The following is a 22,160-nucleotide window of genomic DNA, read 5'->3' on the forward strand; positions in this document are numbered from 1 at the left end:
TTACGCGCGGGAAGGAAATCCCTACGCAAACGTTTTCTTTTTCTGTTAGAATTCGCCCCGAACTGGATGACAGGGCGTTTAATCGTGGGACGTATATGGTCTGGATTGATTACGCCATCATTGCGGTGATAGGTTTTTCCTGTCTGGTTAGCCTGATCCGTGGCTTTGTTCGTGAAGCGTTATCGCTGGTAACCTGGGGCTGTGCCTTCTTTGTTGCCAGTCATTACTACACTTACCTGTCTGTCTGGTTCACGGGCTTTGAAGATGAACTGGTCCGAAACGGAATCGCCATCGCGGTGCTGTTTATCGCGACGCTGATTGTTGGCGCCATTGTTAACTTCGTGATTGGCCAGCTGGTTGAGAAAACCGGTTTGTCAGGAACGGACAGGGTGCTTGGGATCTGTTTCGGTGCCTTGCGAGGGGTGTTGATTGTCGCCGCGATACTGTTCTTCCTTGATACCTTTACCGGGTTCTCAAAAAGTGAAGACTGGCAGAAATCGCAGCTGATCCCGCAGTTTAGCTTCATCATCAGATGGTTCTTTGACTATCTGCAAAGCTCGTCGAGTTTTTTGCCCAGGGCATAAACCCTGAGATGTGGCTTAACGAGGAAATGACGAATGTGCGGTATTGTCGGTATCGCCGGTTTCATGCCGGTAAACCAGTCTATTTATGACGCATTATCGGTGCTTCAGCACCGTGGGCAGGATGCTGCGGGTATCATCACCATTGATGCACACAACTGCTTCCGTTTACGTAAGGCCAATGGCCTGGTCAACGATGTGTTTGAAGCCCGCCATATGCAGCGTCTGCAGGGTAACATGGGTATTGGTCACGTTCGTTACCCTACCGCAGGCAGTTCCAGCGCCTCTGAAGCGCAGCCTTTCTACGTTAACTCCCCGTATGGCATCACGCTTGCCCACAACGGCAACCTGACCAACGCCCACGAGTTGCGTAAAAAGCTGTTTGAAGAGAAGCGTCGCCACATTAACACCACTTCAGATTCTGAAATTCTGCTTAACATCTTTGCCAGCGAACTGGATAACTTCCGTCACTATCCGCTGGAAGCCGACAACATTTTTGCTGCCGTGGCAGCCACTAACCGTCTGATTCGCGGGGCCTATGCCTGCGTAGCGATGATTATCGGCCACGGTATGGTCGCGTTCCGCGATCCGAACGGGATTCGCCCGCTGGTGCTGGGGAAACGCGATATTGGCGATGGCCGCACCGAGTATATGGTGGCCTCCGAAAGCGTGGCTCTGGATACGCTGGGCTTTGAGTTCCTGCGTGACGTTGCTCCGGGCGAAGCGGTGTACATCACCGAAAAAGGCCAGCTGTTTACCCGCCAGTGTGCGGAAAACCCGGTCAGCAACCCGTGCCTGTTCGAGTACGTCTACTTTGCCCGTCCGGACTCCTTCATCGACAAAATCTCCGTCTACAGCGCCCGCGTAAATATGGGCACCAAGCTCGGCGAGAAAATTGCCCGCGAGTGGGAAGATCTGGATATCGACGTGGTTATTCCGATTCCGGAAACCTCCTGCGATATCGCACTCGAGATAGCCCGCATTCTGGATAAACCGTACCGTCAGGGCTTTGTGAAAAACCGCTACGTTGGCCGCACCTTTATCATGCCAGGCCAGCAGCTGCGCCGTAAATCGGTGCGCCGCAAGCTGAACGCCAACCGCGCGGAGTTCCGTGATAAGAACGTGCTGCTGGTGGATGACTCCATTGTGCGGGGCACCACTTCAGAGCAGATTATCGAGATGGCCCGTGAAGCGGGTGCGAAGAAGGTCTATCTGGCCTCTGCGGCACCGGAGATTCGCTTCCCGAACGTCTACGGTATCGACATGCCGACCGCTAACGAGCTGATCGCTCACGGTCGCGAAGTGGACGAGATCCGCCAGATCATCGGTGCCGACGGCCTGATTTTCCAGGATCTGAACGATCTGATCGACGCGGTGCGCGCCGAGAATCCGGATATCCAGCAGTTCGAGTGTTCGGTGTTCAACGGTATCTACGTCACCAAAGATGTGGACCAGAAGTATCTGGACTACCTCGACTCTCTGCGTAACGACGATGCGAAAGCCGTGCAGATGGCGAACGATCTCGAAAGCTTAGAGATGCACAACGAAGGTTAATCCTTCTCACAGGCGAGGGCGTCCGCCCTCGCTTGCAACTCCCGCCAAAATCCTGCACAGTCTGCCCAGTTACAGTAAGGGCGATAATCATGAAACGATTGATAGTAGGGATCTCAGGGGCCAGCGGCGCGATTTACGGTGTCCGTTTGCTGCAGGTATTACGCGACGTCGCTGACGTTGAAACCCATCTGGTGATGAGCCAGGCTGCGCGGCAGACCCTCTCTCTCGAAACCGATTACTCCCTGCGCGACGTTCAGGCGTTGGCCGACGTGGTGCATGATGCCCGCGATATCGCGGCCAGCATCTCCTCCGGGTCGTTTAAGACCGCGGGCATGGTGATCCTGCCCTGTTCCATCAAAACCCTCTCCGGCATCGTCAACAGTTATACCGATACCCTGGTAACCCGCGCCGCCGACGTGGTGCTGAAAGAGCGCCGCCCGCTGGTGCTTTGCGTGCGCGAGACTCCGCTGCATCTGGGCCACCTGCGGCTGATGACGCAGGCTGCTGAACTGGGGGCGGTACTCATGCCGCCGGTCCCGGCGTTTTATCATCGTCCGCAAAGCCTGGATGAGGTAATTAACCAGACGGTGAACCGGGTTCTGGATCAGTTCGATATTGAGCTGCCGGACGATCTCTTCACCCGCTGGCAGGGCGTCTGACGGGAAAAGTGTCCTGCCCTGGGGCAGGTCAGCGCAACGTGCCCTGTTTCAGGGCAATTCTGCAACCGCGATCATATCCTCAACATTTAATTCCTTTTTTCCTTTCTTCCCACTGCGGTTCGTTTGGCAGACCTGCTATCTTTCACCATTAAGGCAATCTTGCAACCTTTCGTTAACATATTTAACGCCGAAATTTTGCACTCATTGCAATCTGGCATAAGACCTGCAAGGGATCGCCTGTAACAACACACAACACAACCTAATACATAATAAAATCACGACACTTGAGGGTAATGTATGAAGAAGACGGTTCTGGCTCTGTCTTTGCTGGTGGGATTAAGTACCGCGGCAAGCAGCTATGCGGCGCTCCCACAGACCGTACGTATCGGTACCGACGCGACCTATGCGCCGTTCTCATCGAAAGATGCGAAGGGCGACTTTGTCGGGTTTGATATCGACCTGGGAAATGAGATGTGCAAACGCATGTCCGTGAAATGCACTTGGGTGGGCAGCGACTTCGATGCGCTGATCCCCTCCCTGAAAGCCAAGAAAATCGACGCGATTATCTCTTCACTCTCCATCACCGAGAAACGCCAGCAGGAGATCGCCTTCTCTGAAAAACTCTACGCAGCGGACTCCCGTCTGATTGCGGCGAAAGGCTCGCCTGTCCAGCCGACCATTGATTCGCTGAAAGGCAAACACGTCGGCGTTCTGCAGGGCTCCACGCAGGAAGGCTTCGCCAATGCCAACTGGCGTGAGAAGGGCGTGGATGTGGTGGCTTACCAGAACCAGGATCTGATCTATTCCGATCTGGCGGCAGGGCGTCTGGATGCCGCTTTCCAGGATGAAGTCGCGGCAAGCGAAGGCTTCCTGAAACAACCGGCAGGGAAAGAGTTTGCTTTTGCCGGCCCGTCGGTTAAAGACAAAAAGTACTTTGGTGACGGCACCGGCATCGGCCTGCGTAAGGACGATACCGAGCTGAAAGCGGCCTTTGATAAAGCCTTTAACGAACTGCGTAAAGACGGCACCTACGACAAACTGGCGAAGAAATACTTCGACTTCAATGTGTACGGCGACTAACCGTTACTGACGGGTGCGCACCATAATGGTTCCCCGTTATGGTGCGCCAGCGGCGAATGCGAACCAGGATGGTGCAATCCTGCACCGTGTTGGTTATAAAGTGAATAGTTAAGCACTCGCAATGCACTTTTTCGCGCGTGCGGGGCATAATCTTTTGCCTTGCCGCGGCGATTAATGGCACATTAAGAGCACCCCCGTCGGCGTTAAAATCCCGTAAGAAGACAGTCTGTTGAGGATAGATATGAAAAAACTGGTGTTGTCACTTTCTCTGGCCCTGGCCTTTTCCAGCGCTACTGCGGCATTCGCAGCAATTCCGCAAAAAGTTCGTATTGGTACTGACCCGACTTATGCCCCCTTCGAATCGAAGAATGCGCAGGGTGAACTGGTAGGATTTGATATCGATTTGGCGAAAGAACTGTGCAAACGTATCAAAACAGAGTGTACCTTCGTCGAAAACCCACTGGATGCGCTGATCCCTTCGTTGAAAGCGAAAAAAATCGACGCCATTATGTCTTCTCTCTCCATCACCGAAAAACGCCAGCAGGAGATTGCCTTCACCGACAAACTTTATGCAGCAGATTCCCGTCTGGTGGTGGCTAAATCTTCTGATATCCAGCCAACCCTTGATTCACTGAAAGGCAAACGCGTCGGCGTGCTGCAAGGTACCACCCAGGAGACCTACGGTAACGAGCACTGGGCACCGAAAGGGATCGAAATCGTCTCTTATCAGGGCCAGGAAAATATCTATGCTGACCTGACCGCAGGCCGTATCGATGCCGCCTTCCAGGACGAAGTCGCTGCCAGCGAAGGCTTCCTGAAGCAGCCGGTAGGTAAAGATTACAAGTTCGGCGGTCCGTCCATTAAGGACGAAAAACTCTTTGGCGTGGGCACCGGTATGGGGCTGCGTAAAGAGGACAACGAACTGCGTGAAGCGCTGAATAAAGCCTTTGCCGAAATGCGCGCCGACGGTACTTACGAAAAACTGGCGAAGAAGTACTTCGACTTTGATGTCTACGGTGGCTAAACGCCCCGCTGAATAACGTGCGACCCCTCCCGCTGCGGGAGGGGAAAAGACACGGCGTCACCACTCACGACACGACAGGGCAGGCGGTATGCTGTACGGATTTTCTGGCGTAATTTTACAAGGCGCGCTCGTCACCCTTGAACTGGCTCTCAGTTCGGTGGTGCTGGCGGTGTTAATAGGCCTGGCGGGCGCGGGCGCGAAGCTTTCGACCAATCGGGCCATGGTTCTGCTGTTTGAAGGCTATACCACGCTGATCCGTGGCGTGCCTGACCTGGTGCTGATGCTGCTGATCTTCTACGGTCTGCAAATCGCCCTCAACGGCATCACGGATGCCATCGGTATGGCACAGATTGATATCGATCCTATGGTGGCCGGTATCATCACCCTGGGCTTTATCTACGGCGCTTACTTCACTGAAACCTTCCGCGGAGCCTATCTCGCCGTGCCGAAAGGGCATATCGAAGCGGCCACGGCGTTCGGTTTTACCTCCTCGCAAACGTTCCGCCGTATTATGTTTCCGGCCATGATGCGCTTTGCGCTGCCGGGCATCGGCAACAACTGGCAGGTTATCCTCAAGGCGACGGCGCTGGTTTCGTTACTGGGGCTGGAAGATGTGGTGAAAGCCACGCAGCTGGCGGGCAAAAGCACCTGGGAACCGTTCTACTTTGCCATCGTCTGCGGGGTGATTTATCTGGTGTTTACCACCGTCTCCAATGGTGTGCTGCTGCTGCTCGAGCGTCGCTACTCCGTGGGTGTGAAGAGGGCTGACCTGTGATCGAGATTATTCAGGAATACTGGAAATCGCTGCTGTGGACCGACGGATACCGCTTTACCGGTGTGGCGATCACGCTCTGGCTGCTGATTTCTTCCGTGGTAGTGGGCGGCATTCTGGCCATATTTCTCGCCATTGGCCGCGTGTCGAACAATAAATACATTCGCTTTCCCATCTGGCTGTTTACCTACGTGTTCCGCGGTACGCCGCTCTATGTGCAGCTGCTGGTCTTCTACTCCGGGATGTACACCCTGGAGATCGTGAAAGGCACCGAGATGCTGAACGCGTTCTTCCGTAGCGGGCTGAACTGTACCGTGCTGGCGTTAACGCTGAACACTTGCGCCTACACCACCGAGATCTTTGCCGGGGCGATTCGTTCCGTTCCCTATGGCGAGATTGAGGCGGCGCGGGCCTATGGTTTCTCCTCCGTGAAGCTCTACCGCTGCATTATTCTGCCGTCGGCGCTGCGCATTGCGCTGCCCGCCTACAGCAACGAAGTGATTTTAATGCTGCACTCCACCGCGCTGGCCTTTACCGCCACCGTGCCGGATCTGCTGAAGATTGCCCGCGACATTAACTCGGCAACCTATCAGCCGTTTACTGCCTTCGGGATCGCGGCGGTGCTGTATTTGATTATTTCTTACGTCCTGATTAGCCTGTTCCGCAAAGCGGAAAAACGCTGGTTGCAGCACATTAAACCTTCTTCGACGCACTGAGAATTAAGATGGCTGAGAACAAATTAAACGTTATCGATTTGCACAAACGCTACGGCGAACATGAAGTGCTGAAAGGGGTGTCGCTGCAGGCAAATGCGGGCGATGTGATCAGTATTATCGGCTCCTCAGGCTCGGGTAAAAGTACCTTCCTGCGCTGCATTAACTTCCTTGAAAAGCCGAGTGCCGGCTCGATTGTGGTCAGCGGTGAGAACATCAATCTGGTGAAGGATAAAGACGGGCAGCTGAAGGTGGCGGATAAGCACCAGCTGCGGATGTTGCGTACCCGGCTGACGATGGTGTTCCAGCACTTCAACCTCTGGAGCCACATGACGGTGCTGGAGAACGTCATGGAAGCGCCGGTGCAGGTGCTGGGCTTGAGCAAGCAGGAAGCCCGTGCCCGTGCGGAGAAATACCTGGCGAAAGTGGGTATCGACGAGCGCCAGCAGATTAAATATCCGGTGCATCTCTCCGGCGGTCAGCAGCAGCGTGTTTCGATTGCCCGTGCGCTGGCGATGGAGCCGGAAGTGCTGCTGTTTGACGAACCGACCTCAGCGCTCGATCCCGAGCTGGTGGGCGAGGTGCTGCGTATCATGCAGCAGCTGGCCGAAGAGGGGAAAACCATGGTGGTGGTAACCCACGAGATGGGCTTCGCCCGTAACGTCTCCAACCATGTGATCTTCCTGCATCAGGGCGTCATCGAAGAGCAGGGGCACCCGGATGAGGTGCTGGCGAATCCGAAGAGCCCGCGCTTGCAGCAGTTCCTGAAAGGGTCGTTGAAGTAGTTTTTGGTGTTTGTTCCCTCTCCCTTCGGGAGAGGGTCAGGGTGAGGGGATCAGGCCGCACAAGGTAAAAGCAAAACGGCAACATGTTGCCGTTTTTTATGTTTGTTCCCTCTCCCTTCGGGAGAGGGCCAGGGTGAGGGGATCAGGCCGCACCTTGCTCAAGCCGGTACACCCAGTCGTCATACCGCACGCCGTTAATCTCATACGCCTTTTCCAGCACCTGGGTCCGCACAAAGCCCGCTTTTTCTAACACCCGCACCGAGCCGCCGTTATCCGCGAGCACATACGCATTCACCGCCTTTACGCCCACCCGAATAAAAGCATATTCACAGACGGCACGCAGCGCCTCGCTGGCAATCCCCCGGCCCTGCGCGGCGGGGATCACCGTGTAACCGATATCGGCTTCTTCAGGATATTTATTGCTGATTTGCAGCCCAATATCCCCCAGCGGGGTGTCATCATCGTGGGCGCGAATGACAAAAGTATGCGGGGTCGTCAGGCGGGCGGCAAACAGGCGTCGGGTCTCTTTTTCCGGGGCGATAGCGGCCATGTAGCGCATGATTTCGGGCGATTCACGAAGCCGGAGGAAAAAGGGCCAGTCGGAGGGCTCAAAGGGGGAGAGCGTCAGCCTGGCAGTGGTGATTGTGGCCATCATTACGCCTTTAACGGGGATCGATCATAGCAATTTAACACAGCCGACCGGGCCGATTTAACCTACCACATCTCCCAGGGCTTCTTCTAAGTCGTACCACCGGAAGGCAAATCCGGCAGCTTCCAGCCGCTTCGGCAGCGCGCGCTGACCGCCCAGCACCAGCACGGAGGATTCCCCCATCAGCAGGCGGATAGCGGTGGCCGGGGCGCGGATCACCGCAGGGCGATGCACCGCATGCCCCAGGGCATGAGCAAACTGCTCGTTGCGAACCGGGTAGGGGGAGACCATATTGAACGGGCCGCGCAGATCGTTATCCAGCAGCCAGAGAATGCCGTTCACCATATCGTCGATATGGATCCACGCCAGATACTGACGGCCATTGCCGACCGGCCCGCCGAGACCCAGCTTAAACACCGGCAGCATTTTACCGAGGATACCGCCTTTCGGCGCCAGCACCACGCCGGTGCGCAGCAGGCAAACGCGGGTCTGCTCGCTTTGCGCCCCGCAGGCGATCTGCTCCCAGCGGGCGCAGAGCTTATGGGTAAATTCGTTGTGCGGCGGCTCCTCTTCGGTGACCACCACTTCGCCTAAATCGCCGTAATAGCCCGATGCCGAACCGGAGATAAACACCGACGGTGGCGTGTCGCTGGCCTTGAACATATCAACCAGGCGCTGGGTGATAGTCCAGCGGCTGTTGCACAGCCGCTGCTTATGTTCTTCGGTCCAACGTTTATCGGCGATAGGCTCCCCCGCCAGATTGATGACGGCGTCGAAGCCGTTGAGATCCTGATGCTCGGTGAGCCCTTTCCAGATATCGATGCCGGAGCCGAGTGTCTGACGCGCTTTCTCGGGACTGCGCGTCACCACCGTAAGCTCATGGCCCAGCGTCTGCAAGCGGGGGATCAGATGCCGGCCAATCAGGCCGGTACCGCCGGTTACCAGGATCTTCATACAACCTCCAGGGGTTGCGCTTAGCGTTGCCAGCTTAACGTCATTGAGACGGAGTCGGCATAGCGCAGCGCGTGAAGTTTATCGATCTCTACTTCAGCATAGGTGACCCAGTGATGTTCGCGTGCGATATCCAGCACATCCTGAGTTAATTTTTCCAGCAAAGAGAAGCGGTTACTCTCGACATGTTGAATGATGCTTTTGGTGACGGTGCGATAGTTCAGGGCATCATTGATATCCTCACTGTCCCGGGCCTTGTCGGCCGGGTAGTGAATCACCACATTCACCACGATATCCTGACGGTTAGCGCGCTCCTCTTCTTTGATGCCGATATAGGTGCGCAGGCGTAAATTTTTAATACGAATAATCGCGTCTTGCTGGGACATTGCAGGCTTCCTCCGTGTCATTATCGCCACCATAATACATGAGGAAACCGTTTATATCTGCTGTGCTTTTTGCATTGCGCGCTCGGTTGCCGGACGGGTGCGAATGCGCTCAAACCAGTTGTTCACCGCAGGCCACGACGTCAGGTCGACGCGATGATTTTCATGGGTATTGACCCACGGCCAGCAGGCGATATCCGCGATACTGTAGTGTTCGCCCCCCAGCCACGGCGATTTTTCCAGACGCTTATTCAGCACGTTATAGAGCCGCTGCGTCTCAACCTGGAAGCGTTCGATGGCGTAGGGGATCGGCTGCGGCGCAAAGTGGTTAAAGTGGGTGTTCTGGGCGATCATCGGCCCCAGCCCGCCCACCTGCCAGAAGAGCCACTGTAGAGTAACGTGCCGTTCCCGTAATTCCCCGCTCAGCAGCTTGCCGGATTTTTCCGCCAGATAGAGCAGGATCTCGCCGGACTCAAACAGGCTCAGCGGCGCGCCGCCATCCTCCGGCTCATGATCGACAATGGCCGGGATTTTATTGTTCGGTGAAATGGCGAGAAACTCAGGACGAAACTGTTCACCTTTACTGATATCAACCGGCAGGATGCGGTAATCCAGCTGGGCCTCCTCCAGAAAAAGCGTGATCTTATGCCCGTTGGGAGTAGGGGCGTAGTAAAGGTCAATCATCGCAACTCCTGTCATAACGATTATCGCAGCATAGGATCGAGTATAGGTGGTGATGATAAATCGTGAGTTTTCATCAAGTGACAGTCGGGGCAGGAGGTTATATTTTGGATATATATCCATCACCCGAAGCATTACGAGGACTTTATGAGCCAACCTGCGATTACCCTGTGGTCAGATGCCGATTACTACTCCCCCTATGTCATGAGCGTGTATGTCGCGCTGGCCGAGAAAGGATTGCCTTTTACCCTGAAGACCGTTGACCTCAGCCGGGGGGAGAATCGGCTGCCGCAGTGGCGAGGCTATGCCCTGACCCGTCGCGTGCCGGTGCTGGAGATCGACGGCTTTGAACTCAGCGAATCCTCCGCCATTGCTGAATACCTGGAGGAGCAATTTGCGCCGCCGGAGTGGGAGCGGATCTTCCCTCACGATCGGCAAAAGCGCGCCCGCGCACGTCAGATACAGGCCTGGCTACGCAGCGATCTGGTGCCGATCCGCACCGAGCGTTCTACCGACGTGGTGTTCGCCGGGGTAAAAAAACCGGCCCTGAGCGAAACCGCGCAGCGGGCGGCAAACCAGCTCTACGATACCGCCTCCTCGCTGCTTGCCCATGGCCAGCAGAACCTGTTCGGGGAGTGGTGTATTGCGGATGCGGATCTGGCCCTGATGCTCAACCGTCTGGTGCTTAACGGCGACGACGTGCCGCAGCAGCTGGTGGATTACGCGAATTTCCAGTGGCAGCGTGCCTCGGTGCAGCGCTACGTGGCGTTGTCAGCGAAGCGGGCGAGCTGATATTCCGGTATGATGGGGCAGCTTTTCGACATAAGGAGTTTCTGATGAAGCTGATGTTTGCATCGGACATCCATGGCTCGCTGCCGGCGACCGAACGGGTGCTTTCGTTGTTTGAACAGAGCGGGGCAAAATGGCTGGTGATCCTTGGGGATGTGCTGAACCACGGCCCGCGCAATCCTCTGCCCGAAGGCTATTCGCCTGCCGAGGTCGCCGATCGGCTCAACGCGTATGCGTCGCGGATTATCGCCGTGCGCGGTAACTGCGACAGCGAAGTTGATCAGATGCTGCTGAACTTTCCCATTACCGCTCCCTGGCAGCAGATCCTGCTGGAGAACAGCCGCCTGTTTGTGACCCACGGTCATCTGTTTGGCCCGGATAACCTGCCCGCGCTGAATGCTGGCGATGTGCTGGTTTACGGTCATACTCATATTCCGGTAGCCAGTAAACAGGGCGGTCTCATACATTTCAATCCTGGCTCAGTCAGCCTGCCCAAAGGTGGCTTTTCCCCCAGCTACGGCATGCTGGAAGGAAACCATTTGTGCGTTATGACGCTGAATGATGGCCAGGTTATTGCGCAGTCAGAGATTAATCCGTAATTTACTCCTCAACAGTAAACGCGCCGCGAGAGCGCTTTAAAGAGAAGGTTTCCCGATGGTGGAGCAGAGTCATTTGGCAAGTACGGAATGGGTGGATATTGTCAACGAAGACAATGAGGTAATTGCACAGGCGAGCCGCGAGCAGATGCGGGCGCAGCGCCTGCGTCATCGCGCGACCTATATCGTGGTGCATGATGGGATGGGCAATATTCTGGTTCAGCGCCGTACCGAAACGAAAGACTTCATGCCCGGGATGCTCGATGCTACCGCCGGTGGCGTGGTGCAGGCCGATGAGCTGTTGCTTGATTCCGCCCGCCGCGAAGCGGAAGAGGAGCTGGGGATTGCCGGCGTGCCGTTCGCCGAGCATGGTCAGTTCTATTTCGAAGATCCGCACTGCCGCGTCTGGGGAGGCCTTTTCAGCTGCGTCTCCCACGGTCCGTTTGCATTGCAGGAGGAAGAGGTGAGTGAAGTCTGCTGGATGACCCCGGCTGAGATCACTGCCCGCTGCGACGACTTCACGCCAGATTCGCTGAAAGCGCTGGCCCTGTGGATGAGCCGCAATGCCAGCAACGAGCCGGTGAAGCACGAAGAAGCGTAACCGCGACGATAAAAAAAGGCGACCCGAGGGTCGCCTTTTTACGTTGAGGTGCTGCTTACTGCTGGGAAGACTGGATCGCGGTCAGCGCGATGGTGTAGACGATATCGTCTACCAGCGCGCCACGAGACAGGTCGTTCACCGGCTTACGCATACCCTGCAGCATCGGCCCGATGGAGATCAGGTCGGCTGAACGCTGTACCGCTTTGTAGGTGGTGTTACCGGTGTTCAGATCCGGGAAGATGAACACGGTAGCGCGACCGGCAACCGGCGAGTTCGGCGCTTTGGATTTGGCAACGTCAGCCATGACTGCGGCGTCGTACTGCAGCGGGCCATCGATAACCAGATCCGGGCGTTTTTCCTGCGCAATACGGGTCGCTTCACGCACTTTCTCGACGTCGCTACCTGCACCAGAGGTCCCGGTGGAGTAGGAGAGCATCGCTACGCGCGGTTCGATACCGAAGGCAATCGCGGAATCAGCGGACTGGATCGCGATCTCGGCCAGCTGTTCAGCGGTTGGATCCGGGTTGATCGCACAGTCACCGTAAACGTAAACCTGTTCCGGCAGCAGCATGAAGAACACAGAAGAGACCAGAGAGCTGCCTGGCGCAGTTTTGATCAGCTGCAGCGGCGGACGGATGGTGTTCGCGGTAGTGTGAACGGCACCGGAAACCAGACCGTCAACTTCGTCCTGTTCCAGCATCAGGGTACCGAGAACCACGTTGTCTTCCAGCTGTTCGCGGGCAACGGCTTCGGTCATGCCCTTGCTCTTACGCAGCTCGACCAGACGGGCAACGTAGCTTTCGCGCACCACTTCCGGGTCAACGATTTCGATACCGGCACCCAGCTCAACGCCCTGAGAGGCAGCAACGCGGGTGATCTCATCCGGGTTACCCAGCAGTACACAGGTGGCGATACCGCGCTCGGCACAGATAGCGGCGGCTTTAACGGTACGCGGTTCGTCGCCTTCTGGCAGCACAACGCGTTTGCCCGCTTTACGCGCCAGCTCGGTGAGCTGATAACGGAAGGCTGGTGGAGAGAGACGACGGCTGCGCTCGGAGGTCGCGGTCAGGGATTCAATCCACTCAGGATTGATGCAACCGGCAACGTATTCCTGCACTTTCTCGATACGCTGATGGTCATCAGCCGGAACTTCCAGGTTGAAGCTCTGCAGGCTCAGAGAGGTCTGCCAGGTGTTGGTGTTGACCATGAAGACCGGCAGGCCGGTAGCAAATGCGCGTTCGCACAGCTTGCTGACGCGTGGGTCCATTTCATAGGCACCGGTCAGCAGGATCGCACCGATTTCCACACCGTTCATCGCCGCCAGGCAGGCTGCAACCAGCACGTCAGGACGGTCAGCGGAGGTTACCAGCAGGGAACCTGCACGGAAGTGCTCCAGCATGTGCGGAATGCTACGCGCACAGAAGGTCACGGACTTCACGCGACGGGTGTTGATATCGCCTTCGTTGACGATGGTGGCGTTCAGGTGACGCGCCATGTCGATCGCACGGGTCGCGATCAGGTCGAAGCTCCAGGTCACCGCGCCCAGCACTGGCAGAGAACTGTACTCCTGCAGCTTAGCCGGATCGATTTTCACAACTTTCGCTTTGGAAGAGTCGTCGAAAATTTCAGACAGGTCAGGGCGGGTACGGCCTTGCTCATCCACCGGGGCGTTCAGTTTGTTGACGATAACGCCGGTGATGTTGCTGTTTTTCGCGCCGCCGAAGCTGCTGCGGGTCAGCTCAATACGCTCTTTCAGCTGTTCCGGGGTATCGGTACCCTGGGACATCACGAACACGATTTCGGCGTTCAGCGTTTTGGCGATTTCGAAGTTCAGGGACTGGGCAAACTGATGCTTGCGCGTTGGGACCAGGCCTTCAACCAGCACCACTTCCGCATCCTGTGCGTTCGCGTGATAGTTAGCGATGATCTCTTCCATCAGCACGTCTTTCTGGTTGCTGGAGAGCAGAGACTCAACGTGGCTCATCTTCAGCGGTTCAGCAGCTGGCAGATTGGAGTTCGCACGAACGATAGTGGTGGTCTGGTCTGGGGCATCGCCACCAGCACGTGGTTGAGCGATTGGCTTAAACACGCTCAGACGAACGCCTTTGCGTTCCATCGCACGGATCACACCGAGGCTGACGCTGGTCAGGCCTACGCTGGTTCCGGTCGGGATCAGCATAATAGTACGGGACACGATTTATCCTCTTTCGTTACCGCCGAAATCAGGCGGGCTACAAAACAGCACCGCCAGCATTGCTGGCGGTGTGGAATCAGGCAGTCAGACGGCTCGCGTCTTGCGCGATAACCAGCTCTTCGTTGGTTGGGATAACCATCGCAAGACGGGTGCCTTCTTTGTTGATGAAGCCAGACTTACCGAAGCGCGCAGCCAGGTTACGTTCATGGTCAACGTCAAAGCCCAGTACGCCCAGTTTGCCCAGGGACAGCTCGCGCACCATTGCCGCGTTCTCACCGATACCACCGGTGAAGACCACGCCATCCAGACGGCCGTCCATCAGCGCGGTGTAAGAACCGATGTACTTCGCCAGACGGTGGCAGTAAACGTCCATTGCACGTTTAGCATCTTCTTTGTCGGCGTAGTTGTCTTCAACGTAACGGCAGTCGCTGGTGACTTCGGTCAGACCCAGCAGGCCAGACTCTTTGGTCAGCATTTTGTTGATATCTTCAACGCTCATGCCCAGGGTGTCGTGCAGATGGAAGATGATCGCCGGGTCGATATCACCGGAACGAGTCCCCATCACCAGGCCTTCCAGCGGGGTCAGGCCCATAGAGGTATCAACGCATTTGCCGTTACGGATAGCAGAAACGGAACCGCCGTTGCCCAGGTGGCAAGTGATGATGTTCACTTCTTCAACCGGCTTGTTCAGCATTTTCGCGGCTTCTTGCGTCACGTAGAAGTGGCTGGTGCCGTGTGCACCGTAGCGGCGAACGCCGTGCTCTTTGTACAGTTTGTACGGCAGGGCGTAGAGGTAAGACTCTTCCGGCATGGTCTGGTGGAACGCGGTATCAAACACAGCCACGTTTTTGTCTTTCAGATGCGGGAAGGATTTCAGCGCTTCAGCGATACCGATCAGGTGAGCCGGGTTATGCAGCGGTGCAAAAGACGCGGAGTCTTTAATGCCCTGAATAACGGAGTCATCGATGATCACAGACTTGGTATACTTCTCGCCACCATGAACAATACGGTGACCGATAGCGGTCAGCTGAGCGGACAGTTCTGGTTTTTGTGCCAGAATAGTGTTAACGATAAAGTTCAGCGCTTCGCTGTGAGCGGCGCCTGCACCTAAAGCCGCTTCCTGTTTGCTGCCGTCCATTTTCCACTTAAGACGTGCTTCAGGAAGATGGAAACATTCGGCCAGACCAGAAAGGTACTCTTCACCGTTGATCGCATCGATTATAGCGAATTTAAGTGAGGAGCTACCGCAGTTCAGAACCAGTACTAACTTACTCGACATGGAAGTACCTATTATTGATACGTGGCTAAAAAAACGTCAGTGAGTCAAGGATCGTAGCGCAAGATATCGCTGACATTTATGATTAACATCATGCCCGAAGTACATTTCGGCATGACGAAAGGAATACATATGATTTTATGCCATTTTGCGCATTTTTCCGGCAATGGCATAATGTGCGATAATTTGACGAGTGAACATTCCTCGTCTAAGGCCTTTGCAGGCCGGCACAGGATACCTGATACTGGGTAGTGCTGACAAAAGTTTTTGAACGATGTCATGACCAGTTGTGGTTTTGCACGAATTTTTTAATCTTTATATGTGAAGTTGAGGTAAGCCATGTCGACACCCGTGAACCCTTCCGTGAGCTTTTTTAGCCTGTTTCGCCGGGGACAGCATTATTCGAAGACGTGGCCACTGGAAAAGCGCCTGGCGCCCGTCTTTATTGAAAACCGCGTGATCCGCGCTACCCGGCACGCTATCCGTCTGATGCCACCTATCGCCGTCTTCACCCTGTGCTGGCAGATTGCGCTGGGCGGTCAACTTGGGCCGGCGGTGGCCACCGCGCTCTTTGCCCTGAGTCTGCCGATGCAGGGATTGTGGTGGCTGGGCAAGCGCTCGGTCACGCCGCTGCCGCCGTCGGTGTTGTCCTGGTTCTACGAAGTTCGTAGCAAGTTGCAGGATGCCGGGCAGGCGCTGGCACCGGTAGAGGGCAAACCCGACTACCAGGCGCTGGCAGATACCCTGAAGCGGGCATTCAAGCAACTTGATAAAACATTCCTCGATGACTTGTGATTGATCATCGAAACGATCTCTAAAAGAAGGCACAGTAACACCCCGTTACCGTGTCTTTTTTTTAATGCTGCCATGCGCAACAGGAGTCGAAAGATGGAAATGACCCACGCTCAACGTCTGATTTTATCCAATCAGTACAAAATGATGACGATGCTTGATCCCGACAACGCAGAGCGCTATCGCCGCTTGCAGACTATCATCGAACGTGGTTTCGGTTTACAGATGCGCGAGCTGGATCGCGAGTTTGGCGAACTTAAGGAAGAGACCTGTCGTACCGTTATCGACATCATGGAGATGTATCACGCCCTGCATGTCTCCTGGACCAACCTGAAAGATGCCCAGACCATCGACGAACGTCGTGTTACCTTCCTGGGCTTCGATGCGGCCACCGAATCCCGTTACCTGAGTTATGTCCGCTTTATGGTCAACGTGGAAGGGCGCTATACCCATTTTGATGCCGGTACCCATGGCTTTAACGCCCAGACCCCGATGTGGGAAAAGTATCAGCGGATGCTCAGCGCGTGGCACGCCTGCCCGCGTCAGTACCATCTGAGTAGCAATGAGATCCAACAAATTATTAATGCCTGACGGAGGTAGATGTGCAGTGTAAAGGTTTTCTGTTTGATCTGGACGGTACGTTAGTCGATTCGTTACCGGTGGTGGAGCGCTCCTGGTGTCGCTGGGCCGACCGGCATGGTATCGACCATCAGGAAGTGCTGAATTTTATCCATGGCAAACAGGCCATAACCTCTTTACGGCACTTTCTCCAGGGAAGAAGCGAAGCAGATATCCAGGCGGAGTTTACCTGGCTTGAGCAGGTTGAGGCCACCGATACCGAGGGCGTCACCGCGCTGCCGGGGGCGCTTGAGCTGCTGAGGCACCTGAATGAAGCAGGTATCCCGTGGGCTATCGTCACCTCCGGCTCGATTCCTGTGGCCCATGCGCGCCATAAAGCGGCAGGGTTACCGGTGCCGGAAGTCTTTATCACCGCAGAGCGGGTGACGCGCGGCAAGCCGGAGCCGGATGCCTTTTTACTGGGCGCGAAGCTGCTGGGGCTGGCACCGGAAGATTGCGTGGTAGTAGAAGACGCCGCCGCTGGCGTGCTGGCGGGCCTCAACGCGGGCTGTCACGTCATCGCCGTCAATGTGCCTGCCAACTCGCCGCGTCTGGACGAGGCGGACCTGGTGCTCACCACGCTGGAGTCCGTTGTGGTCAGCCGCACCGCCGACGGGAATGTAACAGTCTCACGGAAAATGTAATCCCATGATATAGCCCCACATTGTTGGGGCTTTTTTATGGCACTATCGGCTTCACTCTCTTCTGACAAGGATCTGTTTTGAACGGTGAACTTATTTGGGTTTTAAGCCTGCTCCTTATCGCCATTATTCTGTTTGCGACCGGCAAAGTCCGTATGGATGCCGTAGCCCTGCTGGTGATTGTGGCCTTTGTGCTCAGCGGCACCTTAACCCTCCCGGAAGCCTTCTCTGGCTTTAGCGATCCCAACGTTATCCTGATTGCCGCCCTGTTTATCATCGGCGACGGCCTGGTGCGTACCGGCGTGGCGACCAGCATGGGCTCCTGGCTGGTCAGCGTGGCGGGTAACAGCGAAACCAAAATGCTGGTATTCCTCATGCTAACCGTCGCCGGGCTGGGGGCATTCATGAGCTCCACCGGCGTGGTGGCAATTTTTATTCCGGTGGTTCTGAGCGTCTCCATGCGCATGCAGATCTCGCCGTCGCGCCTGATGATGCCGCTCAGCTTCGCCGGGCTTATCAGCGGCATGATGACGCTGGTGGCCACGCCGCCGAACCTGGTGGTCAACAGCGAGCTGCTGCGCGAAGGCCTGGAAGGCTTCAGCTTCTTTAGCGTCACGCCGCTGGGGCTGGTGATCCTGGTGCTGGGTATTATCTATATGTTGTTGACTCGCTTTGCCCTGAAAAGCGACGGGCAGGATAAACCCCGGGACGGCTGGAAGCGCCGCACCTTCCGCGATCTGATCAAAGAGTATCGTCTCACCGGACGGGCCCGCCGCCTGGCCATCCGCCCCGGTTCGCCATTGATTGGTCAGCGCCTGGACGATCTGAAACTCCGTGAACGCTACGGCGCCAACGTTATCGGTGTGGAACGCTGGCGTCGTTTTCGCCGGGTCATCGTGAACGTTAACGGCGTATCAGAGTTTCGCGCCCGGGACGTGCTGCTGATCGATATGTCCTCAGCGGATGTCGATCTGCGCGACTTTTGCGGTGAGCAGCTGCTGGAGCCGATGGTCCTGCGCGGCGAGTATTTCTCCGATCAGGCGCTGGACGTGGGTATGGCGGAAGTCTCGCTGATCCCCGAGTCGGAATTGCTCGGCAAAACCATCCGCGAAATAGGCTTTCGTACCCGTTACGGTTTGAACGTGGTGGGGTTAAAACGCGACGGCGTGGCGATGGACGGCTCGGTGGTAGACGAGCCCCTGGAACTGGGGGATATCTTCCTCGTGGTGGGCAACTGGAAATTGATCACCCAGTTGGGCCAGCGAGGCCGCGACTTTGTGGTGCTGCATTTGCCCATTGAGGTCAGCGATGCGTCACCCGCCCACAGCCAGGCGCCGCACGCCATTTTTTGTCTGGTACTGATGGTTGCCCTGATGCTGACCGACGAAATCCCGAACCCGGTGGCGGCGATTGTTGCCTGTCTGCTAATGGGTAAATTCCGCTGCATTGATGCTGAAAGCGCTTACAAGGCGATCCACTGGCCGAGCATCATTTTGATTGTCGGTATGATGCCCTTTGCGCTGGCGCTGCAAAAAACCGGCGGGGTCGATTTGGTGGTGAAGGGGCTGATGGAGCTTGGGGGCGGGTACGGCCCGTACATGATGCTGATGTGCCTGTTTGTCATGTGCGCCACTATCGGGCTGTTTATCTCCAACACCGCGACCGCCGTATTAATGGCGCCCATTGCGCTGGCGATGGCGAAAACGATGGGGGTATCGCCTTATCCGTTTGCGATGATGGTGGCGATGGCCGCGTCTGCCGCCTTTATGACCCCGGTCTCGTCCCCGGTTAACACCCTGGTGCTGGGGCCGGGCAAATACAGCTTTAGCGATTTTGTGAAGCTCGGCGTGCCCTTCACAATTCTGGTGATGGTGGTATGCGTGGTGATGATACCGGTTCTGTTTCCGTTTTAGCCTGATGCCGGGTGGCGGCTTCGCCTCACCCGGCCTACAACATCCGTAGGCCCGCGCAAGCGAAGCGCCGCCGGGCAGGAATTACAACGGTGAATCCTGACTGATCTCATCCAGCGACAGCTGGAAGCTCGGGACAAACACGTCCATAAAGTAGTCCATCTCCTCGCTGCGGCGCGCCTCGAGCGTCTTTTCCAGTCGGGTTTTTGCCAGTAAAAACTCGTGATTGCCGGCCGAAAGCTCTTCCAGACATTTCAGATAGGCGCAGAGCGCGTCGGCCTGCTTGACGATCAACCGCTCCTCTTCGCTGTAGCTCTGCTCGTCAATCAGCGGCTCGAAGATATCCCGCAGCTCATCCGGCACCATATCGACCAGTTTTTGCTGGGCAATTTTTTCAATCGCTTTGTACTCCTGGGCGATTTGCGAATTGAAGTACTTTACCGGGGTCGGTAGATCGCCGGTCAGCACCTCGGAGGCATCGTGGTACATCGCCAGCAGGGCGATGCGTTCGGCATTGACATGGCCGTTGAACTTGCGGTTTTTGATGGCAGCCAGCGCGTGGGCGACCATGGCGACCTGCAGGCTGTGCTCGGAGACGTTCTCGGTGCGCACGTTACGCATCAGCGGCCAGCGGTTAATCAGTTTCAGGCGGGAAAGATGGGCGAAAAAATGACTCTGACTCATAAGTTACCTTTTGTCTTGCACAGCGACAGGTTTCATTGTGAGGGGAGGGGCGATGAGATGCAAATGCGGGTTTTGTAGGCCGGGTAAGCGAAGCGCCACCCGGCAATAAAGCAGTTACTGATGGTATCCGCCAAGGAAACGCCCGAAGCGGCTGATGGCCATCTCCAGCTCATCCTCACGCGGCAGCGTAACGATGCGCACATGGTCCGGCCACGGCCAGTTAAACGCCGTGCCCTGTACCAGCAACACTTTTTCCTGCAGCAGGAAGTCGAGCACCATCTTCTGATCGTCAAAGATGTTGAAGCGTTTGATATCGATTTTCGGGAACATATAGAGCGCGCCGTTTGGCTTCACGCAGGAGACGCCCGGAATATCGTTAATCAGCTCCCACGCGCGTTGACGCTGCTCATACAGACGCCCGCCAGGCACGATAAATTCACTGATGCTCTGATAGCCGCCCAGTGCCGTCTGGATTGCGTGCTGGGCCGGTACGTTGGCGCACAGGCGCATTGAGGCCAGCATCTCCAGACCTTCGATATAGCCTTTGGCATGTTTCTTCGGCCCGTTCAGCACCATCCAGCCCTGACGGAAACCGGCGACACGGTAGGTTTTGGACAGGCCGTTAAAGGTGACGGTCAGCAGATCCGGCGCCAGCGCGGCAATCGAGTGGTGCTGCGCCGCATCGTAAAGAATTTTGTCGTAGATCTCATCCGCGAAGATGATCAGGTTATGCTGGCGGGCCAGCTCGACAATCTCCAGCAGCAGCTCTTTGGAATAGACGGCACCAGTCGGGTTGTTCGGGTTGATGATGACGATCCCGCGGGTGCGTGGCGTAATTTTGGCGCGAATATCATCCAGATCGGGGAACCAGTCAGCCGATTCATCGCACAGGTAATGCACTGCTTTACCGCTGGAGAGCGATACCGCTGCGGTCCAGAGCGGGTAGTCCGGGGCCGGGACCAGCATTTCGTCGCCGCTGTTCAGCAGGGCCTGCATCGCCTGGACGATCAGCTCGGAAACACCGTTACCGATATAGATATCTTCGACAGTCACATCGCGCATGCCCTGCGCCTGATAGTGCTGCATGATGGCTTTACGGGCAGAGTAGAGCCCTTTGGAGTCGCTGTAGCCTTGCGCCGTCGGCAGGTTGCGGATCACATCAACCAGAATTTCATCCGGTGCATCAAAACCAAATGGCGCCGGGTTGCCGATATTGAGCTTAAGTACTTTATTACCTTCTTCTTCGAGACGTTTTGCCTCTTTCAGAACCGGGCCACGAATGTCGTAACAAACGTTATCTAACTTGCTGGATTTTTCGATGGGTGACATGAATCTTTAACCTTTTCGCTGTTATTGCTACTTCCTGCCGTGGAAGTCAGCACGAAACAATGTACTCCTCGCTTGGCCGATTTTGAAGCGTCGACAGAAGAAGATTTTGTCCATCGCCCGGAAGTGATGTTGAAGTTTTTAACTGTTTTTGAAGTTTGGTTACATTTTATGGGCCGTATTTTTGTTGTTATTTGGTGATTTATTTTGGTTGTTGCGTATTAAAATGGATTTTACGCTGTAAAAAAGCTACGTATTGAGCAACTTACGGTAGTGGTACTACAGTTTCCTTGAGGAACCTTTCGTAAAAGCTGAATGAAATGCAGTAGCGTTTACTTGTCTGCCACTTTAAATAAAGGTTGCTCGTGTGAAAATACTGTTAAGTATAATTAATCATTAAGTCCGGGTTTAATTATTATTTATTTCCAAATAAAGGCGAAATCGCAACTTTCGTTAATATAAATAAAATTAGTTTAGCGAGTTATCAATCAGGTTAAATCACTGAAAACGCAATAAGGCTTATAAATAAAAAGGTTTTAGGGTAAGATGTCTCCGGGTTTGCGATGAAGATAACAGGCCCCTGCGGGTCTTGATGCCTGGACCTTAAATAGTTATTGTTATTGCTAGAATTATCTCTGCCTTGAGAAGTTAAGCGACACCATTGCTGCTTAACCTGTACTGCGATAAAGTTGACGTTGGAAATGCATCTTCTTTTATGGGATTTACATCGTCCGACAAACACCTATATATCTCGATCGCTTTTGAGAATAAAAATATCGTCAGATAAGTTGTTTCTGACCACTGATATACCCAGCACAATTACATTATGCAGGCGCACTGCCAGACCGGGACGTCAGAAGATTTTGTTCAGAAGGAACTGTATTACTTTTACGCACACAGC

Annotated in this window: 23 protein-coding genes; 15 read left to right on the plus strand and 8 right to left on the minus strand. The window is 55.4% G+C overall.

Annotated features, from left to right (window positions below):
* The first annotated feature begins 95 nt into the window (after positions 1 to 95).
* The 8 genes from cvpA (at position 96) to hisP (ending at position 7,168) form a co-directional block, all read left to right on the plus strand.
* Entirely contained in the window at positions 96 to 584 is a 489-nt protein-coding gene (gene cvpA / locus V7Q49_RS00305; protein ID WP_333848754.1) for a colicin V production protein, read from the plus strand.
* A gap of 33 nt (positions 585 to 617) precedes the next feature.
* Positions 618 to 2,135 carry an amidophosphoribosyltransferase gene (gene purF / locus V7Q49_RS00310; protein ID WP_333848755.1) on the plus strand — a complete coding sequence of 506 codons (1,518 nt, stop codon included), beginning with the start codon at positions 618 to 620 and terminating at the stop codon, positions 2,133 to 2,135.
* An 89-nt stretch (positions 2,136 to 2,224) separates the two neighbouring features.
* Complete coding sequence (locus tag V7Q49_RS00315) at positions 2,225 to 2,794, plus strand: UbiX family flavin prenyltransferase (protein ID WP_333848756.1); 570 nt, start codon at positions 2,225 to 2,227, stop codon at positions 2,792 to 2,794.
* Positions 2,795 to 3,091: 297 nt separating this feature from the next.
* The gene (gene argT, locus V7Q49_RS00320) at positions 3,092 to 3,874 is read left to right on the plus strand and encodes a lysine/arginine/ornithine ABC transporter substrate-binding protein ArgT (protein ID WP_333848757.1); all 783 of its coding nucleotides are present in this window, start codon (positions 3,092 to 3,094) and stop codon (positions 3,872 to 3,874) included.
* A 241-nt stretch (positions 3,875 to 4,115) separates the two neighbouring features.
* The gene (gene hisJ / locus V7Q49_RS00325; protein ID WP_333848758.1) at positions 4,116 to 4,898 is read left to right on the plus strand and encodes a histidine ABC transporter substrate-binding protein HisJ; all 783 of its coding nucleotides are present in this window, start codon (positions 4,116 to 4,118) and stop codon (positions 4,896 to 4,898) included.
* An 88-nt stretch (positions 4,899 to 4,986) separates the two neighbouring features.
* On the plus strand, positions 4,987 to 5,673 hold the full coding sequence (locus tag V7Q49_RS00330) for a histidine ABC transporter permease HisQ (RefSeq protein ID WP_333848759.1): 687 nt from the start codon (positions 4,987 to 4,989) through the stop codon (positions 5,671 to 5,673).
* Positions 5,670 to 6,386, plus strand: a complete 717-nt coding sequence (locus V7Q49_RS00335; protein ID WP_333848760.1) for an ABC transporter permease — start codon at positions 5,670 to 5,672, stop codon at positions 6,384 to 6,386. The genes V7Q49_RS00330 and V7Q49_RS00335 overlap by 4 nt, the downstream gene beginning before the upstream one ends.
* A gap of 8 nt (positions 6,387 to 6,394) precedes the next feature.
* Complete coding sequence (hisP, locus tag V7Q49_RS00340) at positions 6,395 to 7,168, plus strand: histidine ABC transporter ATP-binding protein HisP (RefSeq protein ID WP_333848761.1); 774 nt, start codon at positions 6,395 to 6,397, stop codon at positions 7,166 to 7,168.
* A 142-nt stretch (positions 7,169 to 7,310) separates the two neighbouring features.
* Here hisP and V7Q49_RS00345 read toward each other — a convergent pair whose 3' ends face one another.
* The 4 genes from V7Q49_RS00345 to yfcG are packed head-to-tail and all read right to left on the minus strand — an operon-like array spanning position 7,311 to position 9,835.
* Positions 7,311 to 7,820, minus strand: coding sequence for a GNAT family N-acetyltransferase (locus tag V7Q49_RS00345; protein WP_333850459.1), 510 nt, complete (start codon positions 7,818 to 7,820; stop codon positions 7,311 to 7,313).
* 57 nt (positions 7,821 to 7,877) lie between these two features.
* Positions 7,878 to 8,771 (minus strand): TIGR01777 family oxidoreductase, encoded by an 894-nt coding sequence (locus V7Q49_RS00350; RefSeq protein WP_333848762.1) that lies wholly within the window; start codon positions 8,769 to 8,771, stop codon positions 7,878 to 7,880.
* 20 nt (positions 8,772 to 8,791) lie between these two features.
* On the minus strand, positions 8,792 to 9,154 hold the full coding sequence (gene folX, locus V7Q49_RS00355) for a dihydroneopterin triphosphate 2'-epimerase (protein ID WP_142486563.1): 363 nt from the start codon (positions 9,152 to 9,154) through the stop codon (positions 8,792 to 8,794).
* 51 nt (positions 9,155 to 9,205) lie between these two features.
* Positions 9,206 to 9,835 (minus strand): GSH-dependent disulfide bond oxidoreductase, encoded by a 630-nt coding sequence (yfcG, locus tag V7Q49_RS00360; protein WP_333848763.1) that lies wholly within the window; start codon positions 9,833 to 9,835, stop codon positions 9,206 to 9,208.
* A gap of 144 nt (positions 9,836 to 9,979) precedes the next feature.
* On the opposite strand from yfcG, the gene yfcF reads away from it, so the two are divergent.
* The 3 genes from yfcF to yfcD are packed head-to-tail and all read left to right on the plus strand — an operon-like array spanning position 9,980 to position 11,818.
* Complete coding sequence (gene yfcF / locus V7Q49_RS00365) at positions 9,980 to 10,624, plus strand: glutathione transferase (protein ID WP_333848764.1); 645 nt, start codon at positions 9,980 to 9,982, stop codon at positions 10,622 to 10,624.
* Between the two features lie 44 nt (positions 10,625 to 10,668).
* The gene (gene yfcE / locus V7Q49_RS00370; protein WP_333848765.1) at positions 10,669 to 11,220 is read left to right on the plus strand and encodes a phosphodiesterase; all 552 of its coding nucleotides are present in this window, start codon (positions 10,669 to 10,671) and stop codon (positions 11,218 to 11,220) included.
* Positions 11,221 to 11,275: 55 nt separating this feature from the next.
* Complete coding sequence (gene yfcD / locus V7Q49_RS00375; RefSeq protein WP_333848766.1) at positions 11,276 to 11,818, plus strand: NUDIX hydrolase YfcD; 543 nt, start codon at positions 11,276 to 11,278, stop codon at positions 11,816 to 11,818.
* Positions 11,819 to 11,873: 55 nt separating this feature from the next.
* Here the strand turns inward: yfcD and pta are convergent, their stop codons facing one another.
* Positions 11,874 to 14,012, minus strand: a complete 2,139-nt coding sequence (pta, locus tag V7Q49_RS00380; RefSeq protein ID WP_333848767.1) for a phosphate acetyltransferase — start codon at positions 14,010 to 14,012, stop codon at positions 11,874 to 11,876.
* Between the two features lie 76 nt (positions 14,013 to 14,088).
* The gene (gene ackA, locus V7Q49_RS00385) at positions 14,089 to 15,291 is read right to left on the minus strand and encodes an acetate kinase (protein ID WP_333848768.1); all 1,203 of its coding nucleotides are present in this window, start codon (positions 15,289 to 15,291) and stop codon (positions 14,089 to 14,091) included.
* A 336-nt stretch (positions 15,292 to 15,627) separates the two neighbouring features.
* Here ackA and yfbV point away from each other — a divergent pair, with 336 nt between their 5' ends.
* The 4 genes from yfbV to V7Q49_RS00405 all read left to right on the plus strand — a co-directional run bounded on the left by yfbV (position 15,628) and on the right by V7Q49_RS00405 (position 19,252).
* Complete coding sequence (yfbV, locus tag V7Q49_RS00390) at positions 15,628 to 16,083, plus strand: terminus macrodomain insulation protein YfbV (protein ID WP_333848769.1); 456 nt, start codon at positions 15,628 to 15,630, stop codon at positions 16,081 to 16,083.
* Positions 16,084 to 16,176: 93 nt separating this feature from the next.
* On the plus strand, positions 16,177 to 16,671 hold the full coding sequence (locus tag V7Q49_RS00395; protein ID WP_250584958.1) for a YfbU family protein: 495 nt from the start codon (positions 16,177 to 16,179) through the stop codon (positions 16,669 to 16,671).
* A gap of 11 nt (positions 16,672 to 16,682) precedes the next feature.
* A complete protein-coding gene (locus V7Q49_RS00400) occupies positions 16,683 to 17,342 on the plus strand; it encodes a sugar phosphatase (RefSeq protein ID WP_333848770.1) in 660 nt (219 codons plus the stop codon).
* Between the two features lie 77 nt (positions 17,343 to 17,419).
* The gene (locus tag V7Q49_RS00405) at positions 17,420 to 19,252 is read left to right on the plus strand and encodes an SLC13 family permease (RefSeq protein ID WP_333848771.1); all 1,833 of its coding nucleotides are present in this window, start codon (positions 17,420 to 17,422) and stop codon (positions 19,250 to 19,252) included.
* An 81-nt stretch (positions 19,253 to 19,333) separates the two neighbouring features.
* Here V7Q49_RS00405 and yfbR read toward each other — a convergent pair whose 3' ends face one another.
* Both yfbR and V7Q49_RS00415 read right to left on the minus strand, forming a co-directional pair.
* Positions 19,334 to 19,933, minus strand: a complete 600-nt coding sequence (yfbR, locus tag V7Q49_RS00410; protein WP_333848772.1) for a 5'-deoxynucleotidase — start codon at positions 19,931 to 19,933, stop codon at positions 19,334 to 19,336.
* 114 nt (positions 19,934 to 20,047) lie between these two features.
* Positions 20,048 to 21,262 carry a pyridoxal phosphate-dependent aminotransferase gene (locus V7Q49_RS00415; protein WP_032612793.1) on the minus strand — a complete coding sequence of 405 codons (1,215 nt, stop codon included), beginning with the start codon at positions 21,260 to 21,262 and terminating at the stop codon, positions 20,048 to 20,050.
* Positions 21,263 to 22,160: the final 898 nt, after the last annotated feature.

Origin of the sequence: Leclercia sp. (assembly GCF_036780805.1) — a bacterium.
Classification (GTDB): domain Bacteria; phylum Pseudomonadota; class Gammaproteobacteria; order Enterobacterales; family Enterobacteriaceae; genus Enterobacter.

What these genes read in the sequence shown, in the direction of transcription:
- cvpA (WP_333848754.1), top strand. Translation starts at nt 96, where the DNA reads ATGGTCTGGATTGATTACGCCATCATTGCGGTGATAGGTTTTTCCTGT.
- purF (WP_333848755.1), top strand. Translation starts at nt 618, where the DNA reads ATGTGCGGTATTGTCGGTATCGCCGGTTTCATGCCGGTAAACCAGTCT.
- V7Q49_RS00315 (WP_333848756.1), top strand. Translation starts at nt 2,225, where the DNA reads ATGAAACGATTGATAGTAGGGATCTCAGGGGCCAGCGGCGCGATTTAC.
- argT (WP_333848757.1), top strand. Translation starts at nt 3,092, where the DNA reads ATGAAGAAGACGGTTCTGGCTCTGTCTTTGCTGGTGGGATTAAGTACC.
- hisJ (WP_333848758.1), top strand. Translation starts at nt 4,116, where the DNA reads ATGAAAAAACTGGTGTTGTCACTTTCTCTGGCCCTGGCCTTTTCCAGC.
- V7Q49_RS00330 (WP_333848759.1), top strand. Translation starts at nt 4,987, where the DNA reads ATGCTGTACGGATTTTCTGGCGTAATTTTACAAGGCGCGCTCGTCACC.
- hisP (WP_333848761.1), top strand. Translation starts at nt 6,395, where the DNA reads ATGGCTGAGAACAAATTAAACGTTATCGATTTGCACAAACGCTACGGC.
- V7Q49_RS00345 (WP_333850459.1), bottom strand. Translation starts at nt 7,820, where the DNA reads ATGGCCACAATCACCACTGCCAGGCTGACGCTCTCCCCCTTTGAGCCC.
- V7Q49_RS00350 (WP_333848762.1), bottom strand. Translation starts at nt 8,771, where the DNA reads ATGAAGATCCTGGTAACCGGCGGTACCGGCCTGATTGGCCGGCATCTG.
- folX (WP_142486563.1), bottom strand. Translation starts at nt 9,154, where the DNA reads ATGTCCCAGCAAGACGCGATTATTCGTATTAAAAATTTACGCCTGCGC.
- yfcG (WP_333848763.1), bottom strand. Translation starts at nt 9,835, where the DNA reads ATGATTGACCTTTACTACGCCCCTACTCCCAACGGGCATAAGATCACG.
- yfcF (WP_333848764.1), top strand. Translation starts at nt 9,980, where the DNA reads ATGAGCCAACCTGCGATTACCCTGTGGTCAGATGCCGATTACTACTCC.
- yfcE (WP_333848765.1), top strand. Translation starts at nt 10,669, where the DNA reads ATGAAGCTGATGTTTGCATCGGACATCCATGGCTCGCTGCCGGCGACC.
- yfcD (WP_333848766.1), top strand. Translation starts at nt 11,276, where the DNA reads ATGGTGGAGCAGAGTCATTTGGCAAGTACGGAATGGGTGGATATTGTC.
- ackA (WP_333848768.1), bottom strand. Translation starts at nt 15,291, where the DNA reads ATGTCGAGTAAGTTAGTACTGGTTCTGAACTGCGGTAGCTCCTCACTT.
- yfbV (WP_333848769.1), top strand. Translation starts at nt 15,628, where the DNA reads ATGTCGACACCCGTGAACCCTTCCGTGAGCTTTTTTAGCCTGTTTCGC.
- V7Q49_RS00395 (WP_250584958.1), top strand. Translation starts at nt 16,177, where the DNA reads ATGGAAATGACCCACGCTCAACGTCTGATTTTATCCAATCAGTACAAA.
- yfbR (WP_333848772.1), bottom strand. Translation starts at nt 19,933, where the DNA reads ATGAGTCAGAGTCATTTTTTCGCCCATCTTTCCCGCCTGAAACTGATT.
- V7Q49_RS00415 (WP_032612793.1), bottom strand. Translation starts at nt 21,262, where the DNA reads ATGTCACCCATCGAAAAATCCAGCAAGTTAGATAACGTTTGTTACGAC.